The sequence below is a fragment of the Cryobacterium sp. TMS1-20-1 genome (genome assembly GCF_004402355.1).
Classification (GTDB): Bacteria; Actinomycetota; Actinomycetes; order Actinomycetales; family Microbacteriaceae; genus Cryobacterium; species Cryobacterium levicorallinum.
This window is the reverse complement of sequence record NZ_SOGF01000027.1, coordinates 45,092-60,909: the sequence shown is the minus strand read 5'-3', so window position 1 is coordinate 60,909 and position 15,818 is coordinate 45,092. Positions and strand designations below refer to the sequence as shown.

Here is a 15,818-nt window from a genome sequence, read left to right as displayed (position 1 = left end):
GCCGGTCAGTTGCCGGAGGAGGCGGGCTCGAGCCCATGCTTGCGGGCGTCGACCGCGTCGACCTCGCGCAGCGATGCCCCCTTGGTCTCCTTCAGGGTGACGACGGCGACCACGGTGATCGCGCAGGCGATCATGATGTAGATCGCGACGGGAACCCACGTGTTGTACTGCTGCAGCAACGCGGCGGCGATGATCGGCGCCATCGAGCCGGCCAGAATCGACGTGACCTGGTAGCCGAGTGATACCCCGGAGTAGCGCATTCGAGTCGGGAACATTTCGCTCATGATCGCGGGCTGACCGGCATACATCAGGGCGTGGAAGCAGAGCCCGACCGTGACGGCGAGAATGATGAGCACCGGGTTCAGCGTGTCGAACATGGGGAAGGCGAAGAATGCCCAGCTGGCACCGAGCACAGCACCGGCGAGGTAGACGGGCTTACGGCCGAGGCGGTCCGAAAGGCGGCCGACCTGGGGAATCACGATGAAGTGCACGACGTGGGCGATCAGCAGGGCGATCAGCAGCTGGCCCGTGTCGTACTCGTGCACCGTCTTCAAATAGACGATCGAGAAACTCACGATGATGTAGTATAGGATGTTCTCGGCGAAGCGCAGACCCATGGCTCCGAGGATTCCCTTGGGGTACTTCTTAACGACCTCGAGCACGCCATAGTTGACGGCCTTCTCGGCCTCAACCTGGGCTCGGGCCTCGAGAAAGATCGGGGCTTCGCTGACGTGGGTGCGAATGTAGTAGCCGATCACGACGATGATCGCGGAGAGCCAGAACGCCACGCGCCAGCCCCAGCTGAGGAACTGCTCGGGCGGAAGGAGCCAGGTCATGGTCAGCAGCACGAGGGTGGCGAGCAGGTTGCCCACCGGAACGGCGGCCTGCGGCCAGCTTGACCAGAAGCCACGCGACGCGTTCGGGCTGTGCTCGGCGACGAGCAGAACGGCGCCGCCCCACTCGCCACCGACGGCGAAGCCCTGGATGAAGCGGAGGGCCACGAGCAGCGCGGGGGCCCAGTAGCCGATGGTGTCGAAGCCGGGCAGGCAGCCCATGAGGAAGGTGGCGGCACCAACCATGATGATCGTCACCTGCAGGGTGTGCTTGCGACCGAGTTTGTCACCGATCTGGCCGAACACGATGCCGCCCAAAGGCCGGGCAATGAACCCGACGGCGTAGGTGAGGAAGGCGGCGATAATGCCGTCCAGCTCACTGCCGGCGTTCGGGAAGAAGACCGTGCCGAAGACCAGGCTCGCGGCCGTGGCATAGAGGAAGAACTCATACCATTCCACGACCGTGCCCACCATCGAAGCGGCGACGATCTTCTTGAGGCCGGACTTTTCAGTTTCGCTGCCGGCGGTTGCCGTGGTCTTACCGGAACCGGCAGCTCCAACGCGTTGATTGACACTCATTGTCTGTCTCCTTTGTGTCGTCAATGACACGTACTGTGCGGTGAGAAGTGCGCAAAAGATTTCGGCCGCCTGGCTGAAGCACGACCTGACTGAGTATTCCCGCAGGACGGCCGGGCAACAAGAGTCAAAATGACAGAGCGCGTGTGCATAATTGCAGATATGACCTTTGAACCGGCTGGTACCGACCCACACCCCGATGATCTGCTGATCTTTCTGGCCGTTGCCCGCACCGGGCGTTTCACGACCGCCGCCGAGGGCCTGGGCCTCAACCACACCACGGTGTCCAGGCGGATCGCCGCTCTGGAGAAGGCGCTCGACGGTCGTCTGTTGGCCCGCGCTGTCGGCGGCTGGGAGTTGACCGAGCTCGGACACCGAGCCCTGTCGGCGGCCGAAGGCGTCGAATCGGCGCTCACCCTGCTGCGCAGCTCCGCGACAGATTCCCCGCAGCTGTCCGGAGTGGTGCGCATGTCGGCCACCGACGGATTCAGCGCCTACATCGCCGCCCCGGCCGTGGCAGCGCTGCAGCGACGGCATCCGCTGCTGCGAGTTGAAATTGTCACCGTGACACGTCGCGCCCTGCAGCACCGCTCCGGCCTGGATATCGAGGTCGTGGTGGGTGAGCCGCAGGTGCACCGGGCCGAATCGATCCTTCTCGGCTATTACCACCTCGGTATGTACGCCTCCCGGCCGTACCTGGCCGAGCACGGCACTCCTACGACGGTGGAGGAGCTAACGCAGCATCCGCTCGTCTATTTTGTGGATTCGATGCTGCAGGTCGACGATCTCGACGCGCCCAGGCGACTGGTGCCGCAGATGCGGGAGTCGCTCAGCTCGACGAACGTCTTCGTGCATGTCGAGGGCACCAGGGCCGGCGCTGGAATCGGCTTCCTGCCGTGTTTCATGGCCGATCAGCACGCTGATCTGGTACGGGTGCTGCCGCAAAGTTTTCAGGAGCGACTGCCGTACTGGATGGTATTGCGCACCGAATCGCTGCGGCTGCCCGCCGTGGCGGCACTGGTGGGCGCCCTACGTGCCCAGATGGAATCGTATGCCGCGGCGTTGCTTGGTCATCACGACGACCAACGAGATCCTGCCGCGCAACTGGCCATCTAGACTAGGAGCACACCGGCGGGAGTGGTGGAATTGGCAGACACGCAGGATTTAGGTTCCTGTGCTTTCGAGCGTGGGGGTTCAAGTCCCCTCTCCCGCACACGGTCATCGGGCGTCACCTCCCCCTAATGCCGGGGCGGAGCGGCCGGGCAACTTCCCACGATTGCGCGATACTCTGGGCTCGGTATCCGCTGCACTCACCCGATAAATGCCCGCCGCCAACTGGAGTTCCCTGCATGAATCCCACCGCACTGATTCCCTGGCTCGACCCGACCCAGATTATCGAATCGGCCGGTCCGTGGGCGCTGCTCGTCGTCTGTGCCATCGTCTTTGCCGAGACCGGATTGCTCGTCGGATTTCTCCTCCCCGGGGACACGCTGTTGATCATCACCGGCCTACTCGCGTTCCCCGCAGCCGGCGTGATTCAGATCGACATCTGGTGGGTCGCACTGGCCATCGGCTTTGCGGCATTTCTCGGCGGCGAGGTCGGCTACCTCATCGGTCATAAGTTCGGCCCGCGCGTCTTCGAACGCAAGGAATCCGGCTTGTTCAGTATTAAAAACGTCGACCGCACCAATGCATTCTTCGTGCGTTTCGGCGGCGTCGCCGTCATCGTGGCCCGGTTTGTGCCGATCGTGCGTACCTTTGCCCCGGTCGCCGCCGGTGTTGGCCACATGGACTACCGCAAGTACACCCTGTACAACCTGATCGGTGCCCTGCTCTGGGGAACCGGGCTGACCCTTGCAGGCTATTTTCTCGGCTACATTCCGCCGGTTGCTGACTTTGTGACGGCCTACATCGACCTGATCCTAATCGGTGCCGTCGTGATCACATTGATCCCGACGGTGTACCACTACGTGCAGTCGGTCGTGAAGGCCCGTCGCCTGCGCGATCGGCCCAGCGAAGCCACCGGCAGCCACCTGCTCGACCCGGACACGTTCAACACGAACCACTCCGGGCGGCACGAGGTCTGATCAGCTGCTTCTGATCAGCTGCTTCTGATCAGCTCAGCGGTGCTGCTGGTCTTCGTGCTCGGCGTGCTCGGCCGGTTCCAGCTGAAAGGTGGAGTGGGCGACGTCGAAATGCTTCGCCAGGCACCCCGACAGCTCGTCGAGCAGGGTGCCCGTGCCGGCAGCGAGCACCGTCGGTTCGACGACGACGTGGGCGGTGAACACGTGCGCGCCGCTCGTAATGGCCCAAACGTGCACGTCGTGCACGGCGACGACACCGGTGGTACCGAGCAGGTGGCGCCGAATCTCGGACACGTCCGTGTCGGCCGGTGTTGACTGGCTGAACACCCGCACGACGTCCCTCAGCAAGAAGTAGGCGCGCGGCACGATCATTCCGGCGATGACCAGCGAGGCGACAGTATCCGCCCCCGCAAAACCGGTCAAGAGGATGACGATGGCCGCGACGATCACAGCTACCGACCCGAGAGCGTCACCGAGCACCTCGAGGTAGGCGCCACGCATGTTTATCGACCCGGCGGCGGCCGGACGCAGCAGCATCATAGCCGCCACGTTCGCGGCGAGACCGATGATCGCAACGACGAGCATCGGAGTGCCGAGCACCTCCGTGTCGCTCGGGCGCACCAGCCGCAGCACCGCCGCGACGGAGACGACACCGGCCACCACGAGCAGGATCAGACCATTGATGAGCGCGCCGAATACCTCAGCGCGCTGAAAGCCGAAGGTGGCCCGGTCCGTGGCTGGCCTTGCCGCGACCAGGGTGGCGGTCAACGCGACGATGAGCCCGAACAGGTCGGAGAGCATGTGCCCGGCGTCGGCCAACAGGGCGAGCGAGCCGGTCAGCCAGGCTCCCAGTACCTCGAGCACCAGAACGGAACCCACGATGCCGATGGCGATCGACAAACGCCTCCGGTTCGATCCGGTGCCGTGCGCGTGATCGTGGCCCATGGCACAAGGTTAGGGCCGTGGTGGGCTGCTCGCCAGCCGCCCGGCGAGTTGGCAGTGAATCAGCTGCCGAGCACCTCGCGCAGTACCGGAACGAGACCCTCGAAGGCGATCGCCCGATGGCTAACCTGGTTTTTCACGTGCCCCGAGAGTTCGGCGGCCGAGATGGCATAGCCCTCCGGCAGAAAGATCGGGTCGTACCCGAATCCATTCTCGCCGGCCGGTTCGAACAGAAGCTGCCCCGGCCATTCGCCGGTCACGGCACGTTCGGTGCCGTCGGGCAGTGCGAGGGCTGCCACGCAGGTGAAGTGCGCGTCGCGGTGCTGCTCGGGAACGTCGCTGAGCTGCCAGAGCAACAGGCGCAGATTCTCGCCAGCGTCTTTGGCCGGGCCAGACCAGCGCGCAGAAAAGATGCCGGGCGCTCCGCCGAGAATGTCGACACAGATACCGGAATCGTCGGCAATGGCCGGCAGCCCGGTGTGCGCCGCGGCAGCACGGGCCTTGATCAGGGCGTTCTCGGTGAAACTGACGCCGTCTTCGACCGGCTCGGGGCCGTCGTAGGCGAGCACCTCAACGCCCGGAAGCTGTGGGGCCAGGATGCGCCGCAGCTCTTCAACCTTGTGGGCGTTGTGCGTGGCGAGAACGATCTGCACGTGTCAGTTCCCCAGCGCGCTGGTCTGAAACTCGGTCAGGGTGAAGGCGCCCTTCAGCGCCAGATCGAGCAACGTGTCCAGTTCACTGCGGTCAAACGGTGCCGCCTCGGCGGTGCCCTGCACCTCGACGAATTTGCCCCGACCGGTCACGACCACGTTCATGTCGGTGTCGGCGCGCACGTCTTCGGTGTAGGCCAGATCGAGCATGGGGACGCCGCCGATGATGCCAACTGACACGGCCGAGACGCTGTCGATGAGCGGCCGCGCCTTCTGCGAGATGAACTTCTTGCTGCGACCCCACTCGAGCGCGTCAGCGAGGGCAACGTAGGCGCCCGTGATGGCCGCGGTGCGGGTGCCGCCGTCGGCCTGCAGCACGTCACAGTCGAGCACCAGGGTGTTCTCGCCCAGCGCCTTCATATCGACGACAGCGCGCAGGCTGCGGCCGATCAAGCGGCTGATCTCGTGCGTGCGGCCGCCGATCTTGCCCTTGACCGATTCGCGGTCCATGCGGCTGTTGGTCGAGCGGGGCAGCATCGAGTATTCGGCAGTGACCCAGCCCTTGCCCTTGCCGCTCATCCAGCGCGGAACGCCATTGGTGAACGATGCCGTGCAGAGTACCTTGGTGCGCCCGTAGGAGATCAGTGCCGACCCTTCGGCCTGGTCGCTCCAGCCGCGCTCGATCGTGATCGGGCGAAGTTCGTCGTTGGTGCGCCCGTCGGCGCGCAGGGTTTCGGTCACGGTGTACTCCTAGTGGTTCGGGTTCAAGACGGAAAAGGGTGGCGATGCGAGTGCGCTCAGATTGATCGCGCCGGTTTCGATCAGTTCGACCCGGTTGATTTCGGGGCCGATCAGGCGATGAGCGAGGGCCAGAAAATCCTCGGCGCTGTCACCGGTGGCCTCGTAGCGATAGGTCGGCGGACTCGTACGGCCACGTTCGAGCCCCTGGCTGACCAGCACCCGGTAGACGTCGTTGGCGGTTTCGGTGTCGCTGGAGACCAGACTCACCCCCTCCCCCATGACATATGAGATCGCGCCGCGCAGGAACGGATAGTGGGTACAGCCGAGCACCAGGGTGTCGACCTCGGCCGCGCGCAGCGGTGCGAGGTATTCCTCGGCGACGGCGAGCAGCTCGGCGCCGGTCGTGACACCGGCCTCGACGAACTCCACAAAACGGGGACAGGCCTGGCTGAACAGGGAGATTTGCGGCGCCGCAGCAAAGGCATCGTTGTAGGCGCGGGAGTTGACGGTGCCGACCGTTCCGATCACCCCGACCCGCTGGTTACGCGTGGTCACGACCGCACGCCGAACTGCGGGCTGGATGACTTCAATCACCGGCACGCTGTAGCGTTCGCGGGCATCGCGCAGCATGGCCGCCGACGCCGTGTTGCAGGCAATGACGAGCAGTTTCACGTCCTGGGCGACGAGGTCATCGAGCACGTCGAGTGCGAAACCGCGCACATCGGCGATCTTCTTCGAGCCGTAGGGCGAGTGCGCCGTATCGCCGATATAGAGGATGGATTCGTTCGGCAACTGGTCCTTGATCGCCCGGGCGACGGTCAGGCCGCCCACTCCGGAATCAAAAATACCAATCGGTGCATCCGTCACGAAGATCAAGCCTAGCCCGACCGAGCGGATAAGCTGTGCCGGGTGACCCCGTCCCCGACTTTCCCCGTTCCTGCGCATGGCGACCCGGCCGCCCGCACGCCGGCACTGCATTCACCGGCACTGCACTCACCGGCACTGCACTCACCGGCACTGCGAACCGACCGCTACGAACTCACGATGGTCGACGCCGCAATCCAAAGCGGGACCGCCGATCGCGAGTGCATGTTCGAGGCCTTCGCCCGGCGCCTGCCGGCGGGCCGTCGCTACGGCATCGTCGCCGGCACCGGCCGACTGCTGGACCTGATTCGGCAGTTTCGCTTCGAAACCGAAGAACTGACCTGGCTGGAGCAGAACGGGGTCGTGCGCACGCCCACCCTCGACTATCTCGCCAATTATTCCTTCAGCGGCAACGTCTGGGGCTATCAGGAAGGGGAAGCCTACTTTCCCGGGTCGCCGCTTCTGCTGGTGGAAAGCACCTTCGCCGAGGGCGTCATTCTGGAGACACTCATTTTGAGCGTGCTCAACTACGACATCGCGGTCGCGAGCGCGGCCGCGCGCATGGTCTCGGTCAGCCTCGGCCGCCCGATCGCCGAAATGGGCTCACGCCGCACCAATGAGCATTCGGCGGTCGCCGCCGCCCGCGCCGCATTCATCGCCGGCTTCGCCTCGACCAGCAACCTCGAAGCCGGCCGCCAGTGGGGCCTGCCAACGATGGGCACCGCCGCGCACTCATTTATTTTGCTGCACGACAGCGAAGAAGAAGCATTCCAGGCGCAAGTGGATGCCTTCGGTGCGGCCACGACGCTGCTCGTGGACACCTACGACGTGCCCGCCGGCATCGCCCGGGCGGTCAAGGTCGCTGGCCCCGACCTCGGTTCAATCCGCATCGACTCCGGAGATCTACCCACCGTCGTGGCCGCCGCGCGCGCGCAGCTTGACGCGCTCGGCGCGGTCAACACGAAGATCACGGTCACGAGCGATCTCGACGAGTTCGCCATCGCTGCCCTGTCGGCCAGCCCGGTCGACGCCTTTGGCGTCGGTACTTCGGTGGTCACCGGTTCTGGCGAGCCGGCCGCCGGCCTGGTCTACAAGCTCGTCGCGCACAAGGGCCACGGCGATGACTGGATTTCCGTTGCCAAGACCTCAACCGCGAAACTGTCCATCGGTGGACGCAAGAGCGCACTGCGCCGAGTGGATGGCGCCGGTATCGCGCAGGAAGAAATCGTCGTGCTCGACCATGGGCCCGCTGCCCAGTTCGATTCCCGCAGCGGACTGGAACGAACACTCCTCGTGCCCCTCATCGAAGGCGGCACCGTCGACGAACGCTACCTGGGATCTGCCGGGACCCTGCGCGCTCGCGCGCATAATGCATCCGTTATGCAGGAATTGCCGATTGAAGCGTTTCGGCTCGGGCGCGGCGAGGCTGTTATTCCGACCTCGTACCGATAGCTGCGGCCGGACTATCTGCTACTTGGCCTTCATCTTTTCGTAGATGGCCTTGCAGGTCGGGCAGACCGGAAACTTCTCCGGGTCGCGCCCCGGCAACCACTTCTTGCCGCACAGCGCCTTGACCGGCTTGCCGGAAATGGCCGACTCCATGATTTTGTCTTTCGGGACGTAGTGCGAAAACCGTTCGTGGTCGCCCGGTTCAAGCTGCTCCTGCTTGATGAGTTCTTCGAGCTCACGGTCAAGGGTGGACGTTCCGCCGCCGGGCTGGCCGGGTTCTGCAATGCTCGCGCGAAATTCAGTCATGGCACCAGTCTAAGCAATCTCGGGCCGTCTGGGCTGGCACGGGGTGATCAGGTAGGTGGTGATCAGGTAGGTGGTGATCAGGCGCGCTGCGCGGAGGCGAGCATCTCGGGTCCACGTCGTTCGAAGGTGCGCGAGCCGAGCCAGATTCCCACGATCACGGCGAGCAGACCGAGCCCGATTCCAGCTCCCAGGCTACGCAGATGCCAGACCGGATCCTCGGTAATTCCCAGGTATGCGAACAGGAGCGCGGGCAGCGCGAGAACGATCGAGCCGGTGAAGGTCAACGATTGCACCAGAGCCGCTGCCGTGTCGGAGGCCTGCGGCTGCGCAAACGGGCTGTCGCCGGGTTTCGTGACCGGGTACGGAAACCTCGTCGAGGTGTAGCTCGAAAAACCCAGACCGGCCAGGAGGATGCAGGTGCTCACTCCCAGCATGGACGGCAGCACCGTCCAGTCTCCGTAGAACCAGATACTGATGGCCGACCCGATACCGATAACGGGGATGGCCATGACCAATGCGGGAACAAGCCGACCGATGCGGTCGGCTACCCCGCGCGTACCGGAGGCAACGTGCAGCCAGATGGCCGTGCTGTCGTAGGCGACGTCGTTGTGCATAGTCCAGCCGAGGAAGACGCACATGAGCGGCACCGGGACCAGGGCGAGGTAGTGCAAGGGCACACCGGCGATATTGAGTGGCAAGACCGCGATAATCGGAACGATCGGGATCATGATGAGCGATACCCAGTAGCGCGAGTCACGGGCCCAGTAAGTGAAGGTGCGCGCCGCGATGGCGCCGACGGCGTTGTGCGGCATGCGGTCGAACCAGCCCAGCCCGGAATACTGCTTCGCTGCCGCTTCGCGACCAGGCGACACGAGCATACGCGCCACGACCAGCTGCCAGATCAACCACAGGGTGTAGACCGACGCTGCAGCGATGACGAGCTTGAGAATGGCCGGGCCCCAGGCACCGGTGGAGGCGTCCCCGGGCACTGCCCAGGCTGCACCGAGCGGCGTCCAGCCCAGAATTGAGGCGAGCGTGCCGAGCAGGGTACGGCCGTGCCGGGCCCAGTCCGTACTGATCAGCACCACGACCACCGGGGAAATCATGACCAGCACGACGACTCCGATGAGGCCGGTGAATTCTCGCGAACGCCGGGTGGAGAGCAGAAATGCTGCAAGGGATGCGCTCACTCGCGACAACAGAATGCAGGTGGCCAGGATGAGCCCGGCTGAGACGAGCGCGAGCAGCGTCTGGCCCACGCCACGCGACCAGGTAAACACCGTGCCGAGCAGAACAATGCTCAGCGTGACGGCCGGAACACCGATGAGAGCCGACCCTGCCAGGCCCAGCGACAGGGAACGATTCGGGATGCCCAGGAAGGCGAACTTGCGTGGGTCCATGCTGTCGTCGATTCCGGCGACGATCGGGATGAGCAGAAAGCCCAGCACCACCACCGATCCGGCCACGATGAGCGAATCACGAATCAGAACCGGGTCACCGACGAATCGCATTGAGATCAGGGCGACGAGAAAGGTTATGGCAACGCCGAGCCCGTAGAGCAGGCCGACGACCAGGCCGACGACCTGCCAGGGACTCCGGCGAAACAGGTTAGCGAGCAGCCGGAGTTTCAGTCCGAAAAATTGTGCAACCATTCCATGCCCTCCGCCACCTTGCGCCCACCGGCGAGTTCAACGAACCGGTCTTCGAGCGTCTTCTGACCACGCACCTCGTCAACGGTGCCGGCCGCCAGGACCCGCCCCTGCACGATGATCGCGACGTGATCGCAGACCCGCTGAATCAGATCCATACCGTGGCTGGACAGCACGACGGTGCCGCCGGCAGCAACATACTTCTGCAGAATTTCGGTGACGTTGACCGCGGAAACCGGGTCGACCGACTCGAAGGGTTCATCGAGCACGAGTACGCGGGGGGAATGGATCATGGCACAGGCCAGGGCGATCTTCTTGGTCATGCCAGCGGAGTAGTCGGCGACCAGCCGGTTGAGTGCGTCCTCGAGGCCGAACGCCGCGGCCAAATCCGCCGACCGGGTACGCACAGTGTCGTTGTCGAGCCCGCGGAGCGTGCCAGCGTAATAAAGCAGCTGCGCCCCGGTCAGCCGATCGAACAGCCGAAGCCGATCGGGCAGCACCCCGATGACGCGCTTGGCGTCGTTGGGTCGCTTCCAGACGTCGATTCCGTGCACGGTGACGGTTCCGGCGGCCGGCCGAAGCAGCCCGGTGATCATGGACAGGGTCGTGGTCTTGCCTGCGCCGTTCGGTCCGACGATGCCATAGAACGAACCGGCACGAACAGTCAGGTTGAGGTCGGAAACCGCGATGGTCTGTCCGAAGCGTTTGATCAGGCCACGGGCCTCGATCACAATCGGAGCCGGCTTGGCCACGGATGCGGGCACGGACTTCGGTTGTGCCTTCAGGCTCGCCTTCGGTCCGGCCTTCGGGGCCGTCTTGGGTGCCGTCTTGGGTGCCGTTTTGGGCGCTGACTGGGGCGCCGTTTGAAGCTCGGCCTGTGGCTCTAGCTCGGCTGGAACCTCGGTCTGAGGATCCGGCGCGGCCGGGTCTGTGGGCGCAGCGGTGCGGAGCCGGTCCTGGAGCGCATCGCGCGTCGCATAGGGACGAGTCGTTTCGTCGGTCGCGCTGTTGGCGAGCGACGACGTCGTGGCCGCGGATGGTGCCGGAGCGGTCGTTGACGCGGGGACGGATGCCTTTCGAACCGCCGGCTTGCGCACGGTCGGTTTACGTGCGGTCGGTTTACGTGCAGCCGGCTTGCGTGCGATCGGCTTGGCCGTTGTGTCCGTTGTGTCAGAGGAGGTTGATGCGTTCGGTCCAGGCGCGGTCGATTCCTTAGCCGTGGCCGCAGCCGATGCCCCAGCGGCTGGCTTGCGTACAGCTGGTTTACGCACGGCAGGTTTACGCGCGGCAGGCTTACGTGCAGCCGGCTTCGGAACGGGAGGTTCCAGCGTGGCCGGTTTGACGAGAGCTGACTCAATTGCCCCCGGACCCGAGGAGTTGAGTTCCACGATCTTTCGTTCCACGGCGTTCGGCGCTTTCGATTCAGCGGAAGTGACAGTTACAGATTCGTCGTCAGGTTCGGAGTCGAGCGGCACAAAAGTCACTCAGCTAACCTACCAAAGACCACCGACCTGAGGGCGCGGAAGGCCACTTGACAGCCATTTCAACCTGTGAGTACGCTCCATGCCGGGTCACGAAATGGGCACGTGCTGCGACGTTTCTGCCCGCGGAACGACCCGACGGGTTATGGTGAGATTGACATAACGGCGTGTCTTTACGTGAACACGTGGGTGAATCCTAAGCAAACTCTTCGCAAGCGAGTGGGTTTTCAGGCGTAGCCCCAACCATTCTTGAGGAGATAATCGTGACGACACAGGCAGGTAAGACGCAGTCGGTCAAGACGCAGGTCGTTATTCTGGCCGCCGGCATGGGCAGCCGCCTCGGACGCTCGCTGCCGAAGCCGCTCACCGAACTTAGCGATGGCCGCACCATCATGCAGCAGCAGTTCGACAACATCGCCCACGCCTTCGGCAAAGCCGCCAAGGTCACCATCGTCGTCGGCTACAAGCTCGAGCACATCATCGAAGCGTTCCCACAGGCATCCTTCGTTTACAACGAAGAATACGACCAGACCAACACGTCGAAAAGCCTGCTGCGTGCCCTGCAGGCGTCGAAGTCGGGCGGCGTGCTCTGGATGAACGGTGACGTCGTCTTCGACCCGGCCATTCTCGACCGCGCGGCCGCCATGATGGCCCGCGACCAGTCCTTCGTCACCGTGAACACCGACAAGGTGTCCGATGAAGAGGTCAAGTACACGACGAGCGCCGAGGGCTATATCAAGGAGCTGTCCAAGACTGTCAAGGGCGGACTCGGCGAAGCCGTCGGCATCAACTACGTGTCGAGTGCCGACAAGGCGACGCTGATCCGCCAGCTGAGCAAGGTAGCCGACCAGGACTACTTCGAGCGCGGCATTGAGCTTGCGATCGAGCAGAACCGCATGCTGGTGGAGCCGGTAAACATCTCCGACTTCTACGCCGTCGAGGTGGATTTCGCCGAAGACCTCGAGCGCGCGAACTTGTTCGTCTAACCGCCACCACATGGCCCGACCAAACCCCCGCGCCTCGGCGTGGGGGTTTTCTGGTGCCGCAACATAGTTTGCGCGCCGCTGGCGTAGATTTGACGTAGGAAAATTCAGAGGATGGACAGACGTGGCGCATAATTCCATGACCGATGATCGGGATGTTCTGGCAGGAGAGACCGTGGTGCTCGTTGCCGAGGACGGAACGCCGATCGGCACGGCCGACAAGGCGCTCGTGCACGACCGTGATACCGCGCTGCACCTGGCATTCTCCTGCCACGTCTTCGATGAGAACGAGCGCATTTTGGTCACCCGCCGTGCGCTGACCAAGAAAGCCTGGCCCGGCGTGTGGACCAATTCTTTCTGCGGTCACCCGGCGCCCGGTGAGACTCTGGCGAATGCGGCGCTGCGCCGGGCCAGCCACGAACTCGGCATCGAACTGACCGAACTCACCCTCGCTTTACCTGATTTTCGCTACCGTGCGATCGATGCGTCCGGAATCGTGGAGAACGAAATCTGCCCGGTGTTCACGGCAGTGACCCAGACGCCCGTTTCGCCGCGAGCCGACGAGGTCATGGAATGGCGGTGGGTGCCTCTCGACGACCTCGTCCTGGCGGTGCGTACCACGCCGTGGGCGTTCAGCCCGTGGCTGACTCTGCAGCTCCCGCTGCTCTTTCCGCAGGTCTAAATCGTTTCGGCACTCGCCAACAGCCCGGCCGAGCAACATCAATCGTTCAGAGCCTGGCCTCGTTTCTCGGGGAGCCCGAAGGTACCGAGCGCGGCGACCACGAAAAATGCCGCGAAAACAGTGAACAGCAACCCGGTTCCGCCGGTCTCGCGCAGTATGGGAACGGTCAGTGGCGCCACGATAGCGGCGATTCGACCGCTGCCAGCAGCCCACCCAGCTCCAGTTGCCCGAATGCGAGTGGGATACACTTCCGGCGTCACCGCGTAGAGCGCACCCCACGCGCCCAGATTGAAGAACGAGAGCAGCATACCGGCCGCGATCACCTGGCTGGCGTCGGTTGCGGTGCCAAACAGGGCAGCCGAAATGGCTGAGCCGATCAGGAACACAGCAAGGGTGCTGCGCCGCCCCCACCGTTCGATCAGATAGGCCGATGCGGCATAGCCAGGAAGCTGCGCCACCGTGATGATCAGCGTATAGCCGAAGGAATGTACCAGAGAAAAGCCGGAGGCGACCAGCAGGGTCGGCAACCAGATGAAAGCACCGTAATAAGAAAAGTTCACGCAGAACCAGACCAACCACAGGGCGGCGGTGCGGCCACGCAGCCCCGGCGACCACAAAGCGGCCAAGCCCCCCGTGCGAGCTCGTCGATCTGGTCTGTCACGATCGGACGGGTTCAACTCTGGGTGTGCCACCGCTACTCCGGCCGAGCGTTCGAATCGGCGAACGGTTGACTCTGCCTGCACAAATCGCCCCCGCGATTCGAGAAAACGAACCGATTCCGGAAGGCCCAGGCGCACGAACATGGCGTACAGTGCCGGTGCAGCGCCGACGGCCAAGGCCCAGCGCCATCCGTTTTCCGACGACGGCACCACGAGATATCCGATCACGGCCGCGATGGTCCAGCCAACTGCCCAGAACGATTCCAGCAGCACGATGATGCGCCCGCGAATTCGTGGCGGCGCAAACTCGCTGACCAGCGTCGAAGCGACCGGAAGCTCGGCTCCGAGACCCAGCCCCACGAGGAATCTCCAGGCGATCAGCACGGCCACCGATCCGGACAGAGCGGATGCTCCCGTCGCCAGGCCGTAGACGAGGAGGGTCAGAGCAAAGACCTGGCGTCGTCCGATGCGATCGGCCAGGAGCCCACCGAGAACGGCGCCTACGGCCATGCCGACGAAACCTGCGGAAGCGATCCAGGACAATTCCACGTCGGTTGTGTTCCATTGCACCGCCAATTGGGCCAAAACGAACGAGATCAGTCCCACGTCCATGGCGTCCAACGCCCAGCCCAGGCCGGAGCCGACCAACAGGCGGCGATGCTCGCGCGTAAACGGCAGGGCGTCTAATCGCGCCGTACGCGTCAATCGTGCCGGGACGTTCGCGGGCACTGCTCGATTCACATTTGCCGGAACTTCGGCCACAGGGTTTCCACTTCGCTTGGACCAGCACAATCAACAAATACTTTACGCGCGTGACGACGGAACCTATTCAGCGTGCGTCAGTACATTCCGAGCTGGAGCTTTGCCGCCTGCGACATCCGGTCCTGGTCCCACGGTGGATCCCAGACCAGTTCAATATCGATTTCGCTGACGCCGGAGACCGATTTGATCGCGGTTCGGGCATCCTCTTTAAGCACATCGCCCATGCCGCAGCCCGGAGCGGTCATGGACATTTTCACCTCGACCCGGTGGGTGCCATCGGGCAACAACTCGTCTTGGCACAGGTAAATCAGGCCCAGGTCGACGACATTGATCGGTATTTCCGGGTCGAACACGTTCTTGAGCGCGTCCAGTACGTGATCCAGCTCGAACGGGCCTTCCTTCACCATCATGGATCCGACGCTGGAGGTGGCGGGCTGGCTCAGGCCCAGCGCTGCGGAATCCTCAGCGCCTATGCGCACGAGGTAACCCATCGCGGTCTGCACGGTCACGCTGTCGCCCAGGGTCTGCGTCACGACCACCTGCTCGCCGGCCTGCAACAACATGGGCGATCCGCCTGGAATCACGGTTGCCTGACAGTTCTGACTGAGTTCCACTATCTGGTAACCGCTGGAGCCCATCATCAGTCTTCCTTCGTTTCCAGCGCGTTGCGCAGCGCCTGCCAGGCCAGGGAGGCACACTTGACCCGCGCCGGATATTCCCAGACACCGGAGAGCACGGCAAGCTTGCCTACCTCGGCCAGGGAATCGTCGCCGGAGGGTTCGGTCGTGAGCATGGCGTGGACGCGATCGAACAGCTCCAAAGCCTCATCTTCGTGCAGCCCCTTGACGGCCATGGTCAGCAGTGAGGCGGATGCTTGCGAGATGGTACATCCGTCGCCCAGAAAGGCCACGTCGGCAAGGACACCATCGCTGATCTGAACGGAGAGCACCACCTGGTCGCCGCAAATCGGATTGACCGCCTCGACCGTGCGGGTCGCGCGCTCGATCGTGCGAAGGTTGCGTGGTCGGCGCCCGTGGTCGATGATCATGTCCTGGTAGAGACCCCTAATACCCGCACTGGCCGAAGAGCCCGCTGGCTCGCCCGGGCGTTCCGCCCGTGCCCGCCTCTGACCGGGGCTCGTCGTCACGGCGCGAACG

Annotated in this window: 16 protein-coding genes and 1 tRNA gene; 6 read left to right on the top strand and 11 right to left on the bottom strand. The window is 63.9% G+C overall.

Annotation, left to right across the window (positions count from 1 at the left end):
* Positions 1-5: 5 nt before the first annotated feature.
* Positions 6-1,412: an MFS transporter gene (locus tag E3O45_RS06730; protein WP_134442690.1), complete on the bottom strand. Its 1,407-nt coding sequence runs from the start codon at positions 1,410-1,412 to the stop codon at positions 6-8.
* Positions 1,413-1,571: 159 nt separating this feature from the next.
* On the opposite strand from E3O45_RS06730, the gene E3O45_RS06725 reads away from it, so the two are divergent.
* The 3 genes from E3O45_RS06725 to E3O45_RS06715 all read left to right on the top strand — a co-directional run bounded on the left by E3O45_RS06725 (position 1,572) and on the right by E3O45_RS06715 (position 3,496).
* Positions 1,572-2,525 carry a LysR family transcriptional regulator gene (locus E3O45_RS06725; protein ID WP_198418233.1) on the top strand — a complete coding sequence of 318 codons (954 nt, stop codon included), beginning with the start codon at positions 1,572-1,574 and terminating at the stop codon, positions 2,523-2,525.
* A gap of 15 nt (positions 2,526-2,540) precedes the next feature.
* Positions 2,541-2,622: transfer RNA gene (locus tag E3O45_RS06720), tRNA-Leu, on the top strand.
* 136 nt (positions 2,623-2,758) lie between these two features.
* Positions 2,759-3,496: a DedA family protein gene (locus E3O45_RS06715; protein WP_134442688.1), complete on the top strand. Its 738-nt coding sequence runs from the start codon at positions 2,759-2,761 to the stop codon at positions 3,494-3,496.
* Between the two features lie 33 nt (positions 3,497-3,529).
* On the opposite strand, the gene E3O45_RS06710 is transcribed toward E3O45_RS06715, so the two are convergent.
* From E3O45_RS06710 to murI, 4 genes are read right to left on the bottom strand one after another with little or no spacing between them, the layout of a single operon-like run.
* The gene (locus E3O45_RS06710) at positions 3,530-4,438 is read right to left on the bottom strand and encodes a cation diffusion facilitator family transporter (RefSeq protein WP_134442687.1); all 909 of its coding nucleotides are present in this window, start codon (positions 4,436-4,438) and stop codon (positions 3,530-3,532) included.
* A 59-nt stretch (positions 4,439-4,497) separates the two neighbouring features.
* A complete protein-coding gene (gene rdgB, locus E3O45_RS06705; protein ID WP_092449379.1) occupies positions 4,498-5,088 on the bottom strand; it encodes an RdgB/HAM1 family non-canonical purine NTP pyrophosphatase in 591 nt (196 codons plus the stop codon).
* A gap of 3 nt (positions 5,089-5,091) precedes the next feature.
* Positions 5,092-5,826: a ribonuclease PH gene (gene rph, locus E3O45_RS06700; RefSeq protein WP_134442686.1), complete on the bottom strand. Its 735-nt coding sequence runs from the start codon at positions 5,824-5,826 to the stop codon at positions 5,092-5,094.
* A 9-nt stretch (positions 5,827-5,835) separates the two neighbouring features.
* The gene (gene murI / locus E3O45_RS06695) at positions 5,836-6,693 is read right to left on the bottom strand and encodes a glutamate racemase (RefSeq protein WP_134442685.1); all 858 of its coding nucleotides are present in this window, start codon (positions 6,691-6,693) and stop codon (positions 5,836-5,838) included.
* Positions 6,694-6,870: 177 nt separating this feature from the next.
* Between murI and E3O45_RS06690 the strand changes: the two genes are divergently transcribed.
* Positions 6,871-8,142: a nicotinate phosphoribosyltransferase gene (locus E3O45_RS06690; RefSeq protein WP_241977625.1), complete on the top strand. Its 1,272-nt coding sequence runs from the start codon at positions 6,871-6,873 to the stop codon at positions 8,140-8,142.
* 18 nt (positions 8,143-8,160) lie between these two features.
* Here E3O45_RS06690 and E3O45_RS06685 read toward each other — a convergent pair whose 3' ends face one another.
* From E3O45_RS06685 to E3O45_RS18380, 3 genes are all read right to left on the bottom strand, one after another.
* On the bottom strand, positions 8,161-8,445 hold the full coding sequence (locus E3O45_RS06685) for a DUF3039 domain-containing protein (RefSeq protein ID WP_092449385.1): 285 nt from the start codon (positions 8,443-8,445) through the stop codon (positions 8,161-8,163).
* Between the two features lie 77 nt (positions 8,446-8,522).
* Complete coding sequence (locus E3O45_RS06680) at positions 8,523-10,097, bottom strand: hypothetical protein (protein WP_134442684.1); 1,575 nt, start codon at positions 10,095-10,097, stop codon at positions 8,523-8,525.
* Complete coding sequence (locus tag E3O45_RS18380; protein WP_370450324.1) at positions 10,073-11,578, bottom strand: ATP-binding cassette domain-containing protein; 1,506 nt, start codon at positions 11,576-11,578, stop codon at positions 10,073-10,075. The genes E3O45_RS06680 and E3O45_RS18380 overlap by 25 nt, the downstream gene beginning before the upstream one ends.
* A gap of 260 nt (positions 11,579-11,838) precedes the next feature.
* Here E3O45_RS18380 and E3O45_RS06670 point away from each other — a divergent pair, with 260 nt between their 5' ends.
* Positions 11,839-12,561 carry an NTP transferase domain-containing protein gene (locus tag E3O45_RS06670; RefSeq protein WP_255452963.1) on the top strand — a complete coding sequence of 241 codons (723 nt, stop codon included), beginning with the start codon at positions 11,839-11,841 and terminating at the stop codon, positions 12,559-12,561.
* A 136-nt stretch (positions 12,562-12,697) separates the two neighbouring features.
* The gene (gene idi, locus E3O45_RS06665; RefSeq protein ID WP_134442683.1) at positions 12,698-13,240 is read left to right on the top strand and encodes an isopentenyl-diphosphate Delta-isomerase; all 543 of its coding nucleotides are present in this window, start codon (positions 12,698-12,700) and stop codon (positions 13,238-13,240) included.
* A 38-nt stretch (positions 13,241-13,278) separates the two neighbouring features.
* On the opposite strand, the gene E3O45_RS06660 is transcribed toward idi, so the two are convergent.
* The 3 genes from E3O45_RS06660 to sufU form a co-directional block, all read right to left on the bottom strand.
* Complete coding sequence (locus E3O45_RS06660) at positions 13,279-14,628, bottom strand: MFS transporter (RefSeq protein ID WP_241985256.1); 1,350 nt, start codon at positions 14,626-14,628, stop codon at positions 13,279-13,281.
* 110 nt (positions 14,629-14,738) lie between these two features.
* Entirely contained in the window at positions 14,739-15,302 is a 564-nt protein-coding gene (locus E3O45_RS06655) for an iron-sulfur cluster assembly protein (RefSeq protein ID WP_198418232.1), read from the bottom strand.
* Positions 15,302-15,808 (bottom strand): Fe-S cluster assembly sulfur transfer protein SufU, encoded by a 507-nt coding sequence (gene sufU / locus E3O45_RS06650; RefSeq protein WP_255452964.1) that lies wholly within the window; start codon positions 15,806-15,808, stop codon positions 15,302-15,304. Before sufU ends, E3O45_RS06655 begins: the two co-directional genes overlap by 1 nt.
* Between the last annotated feature and the right edge of the window lie 10 nt (positions 15,809-15,818).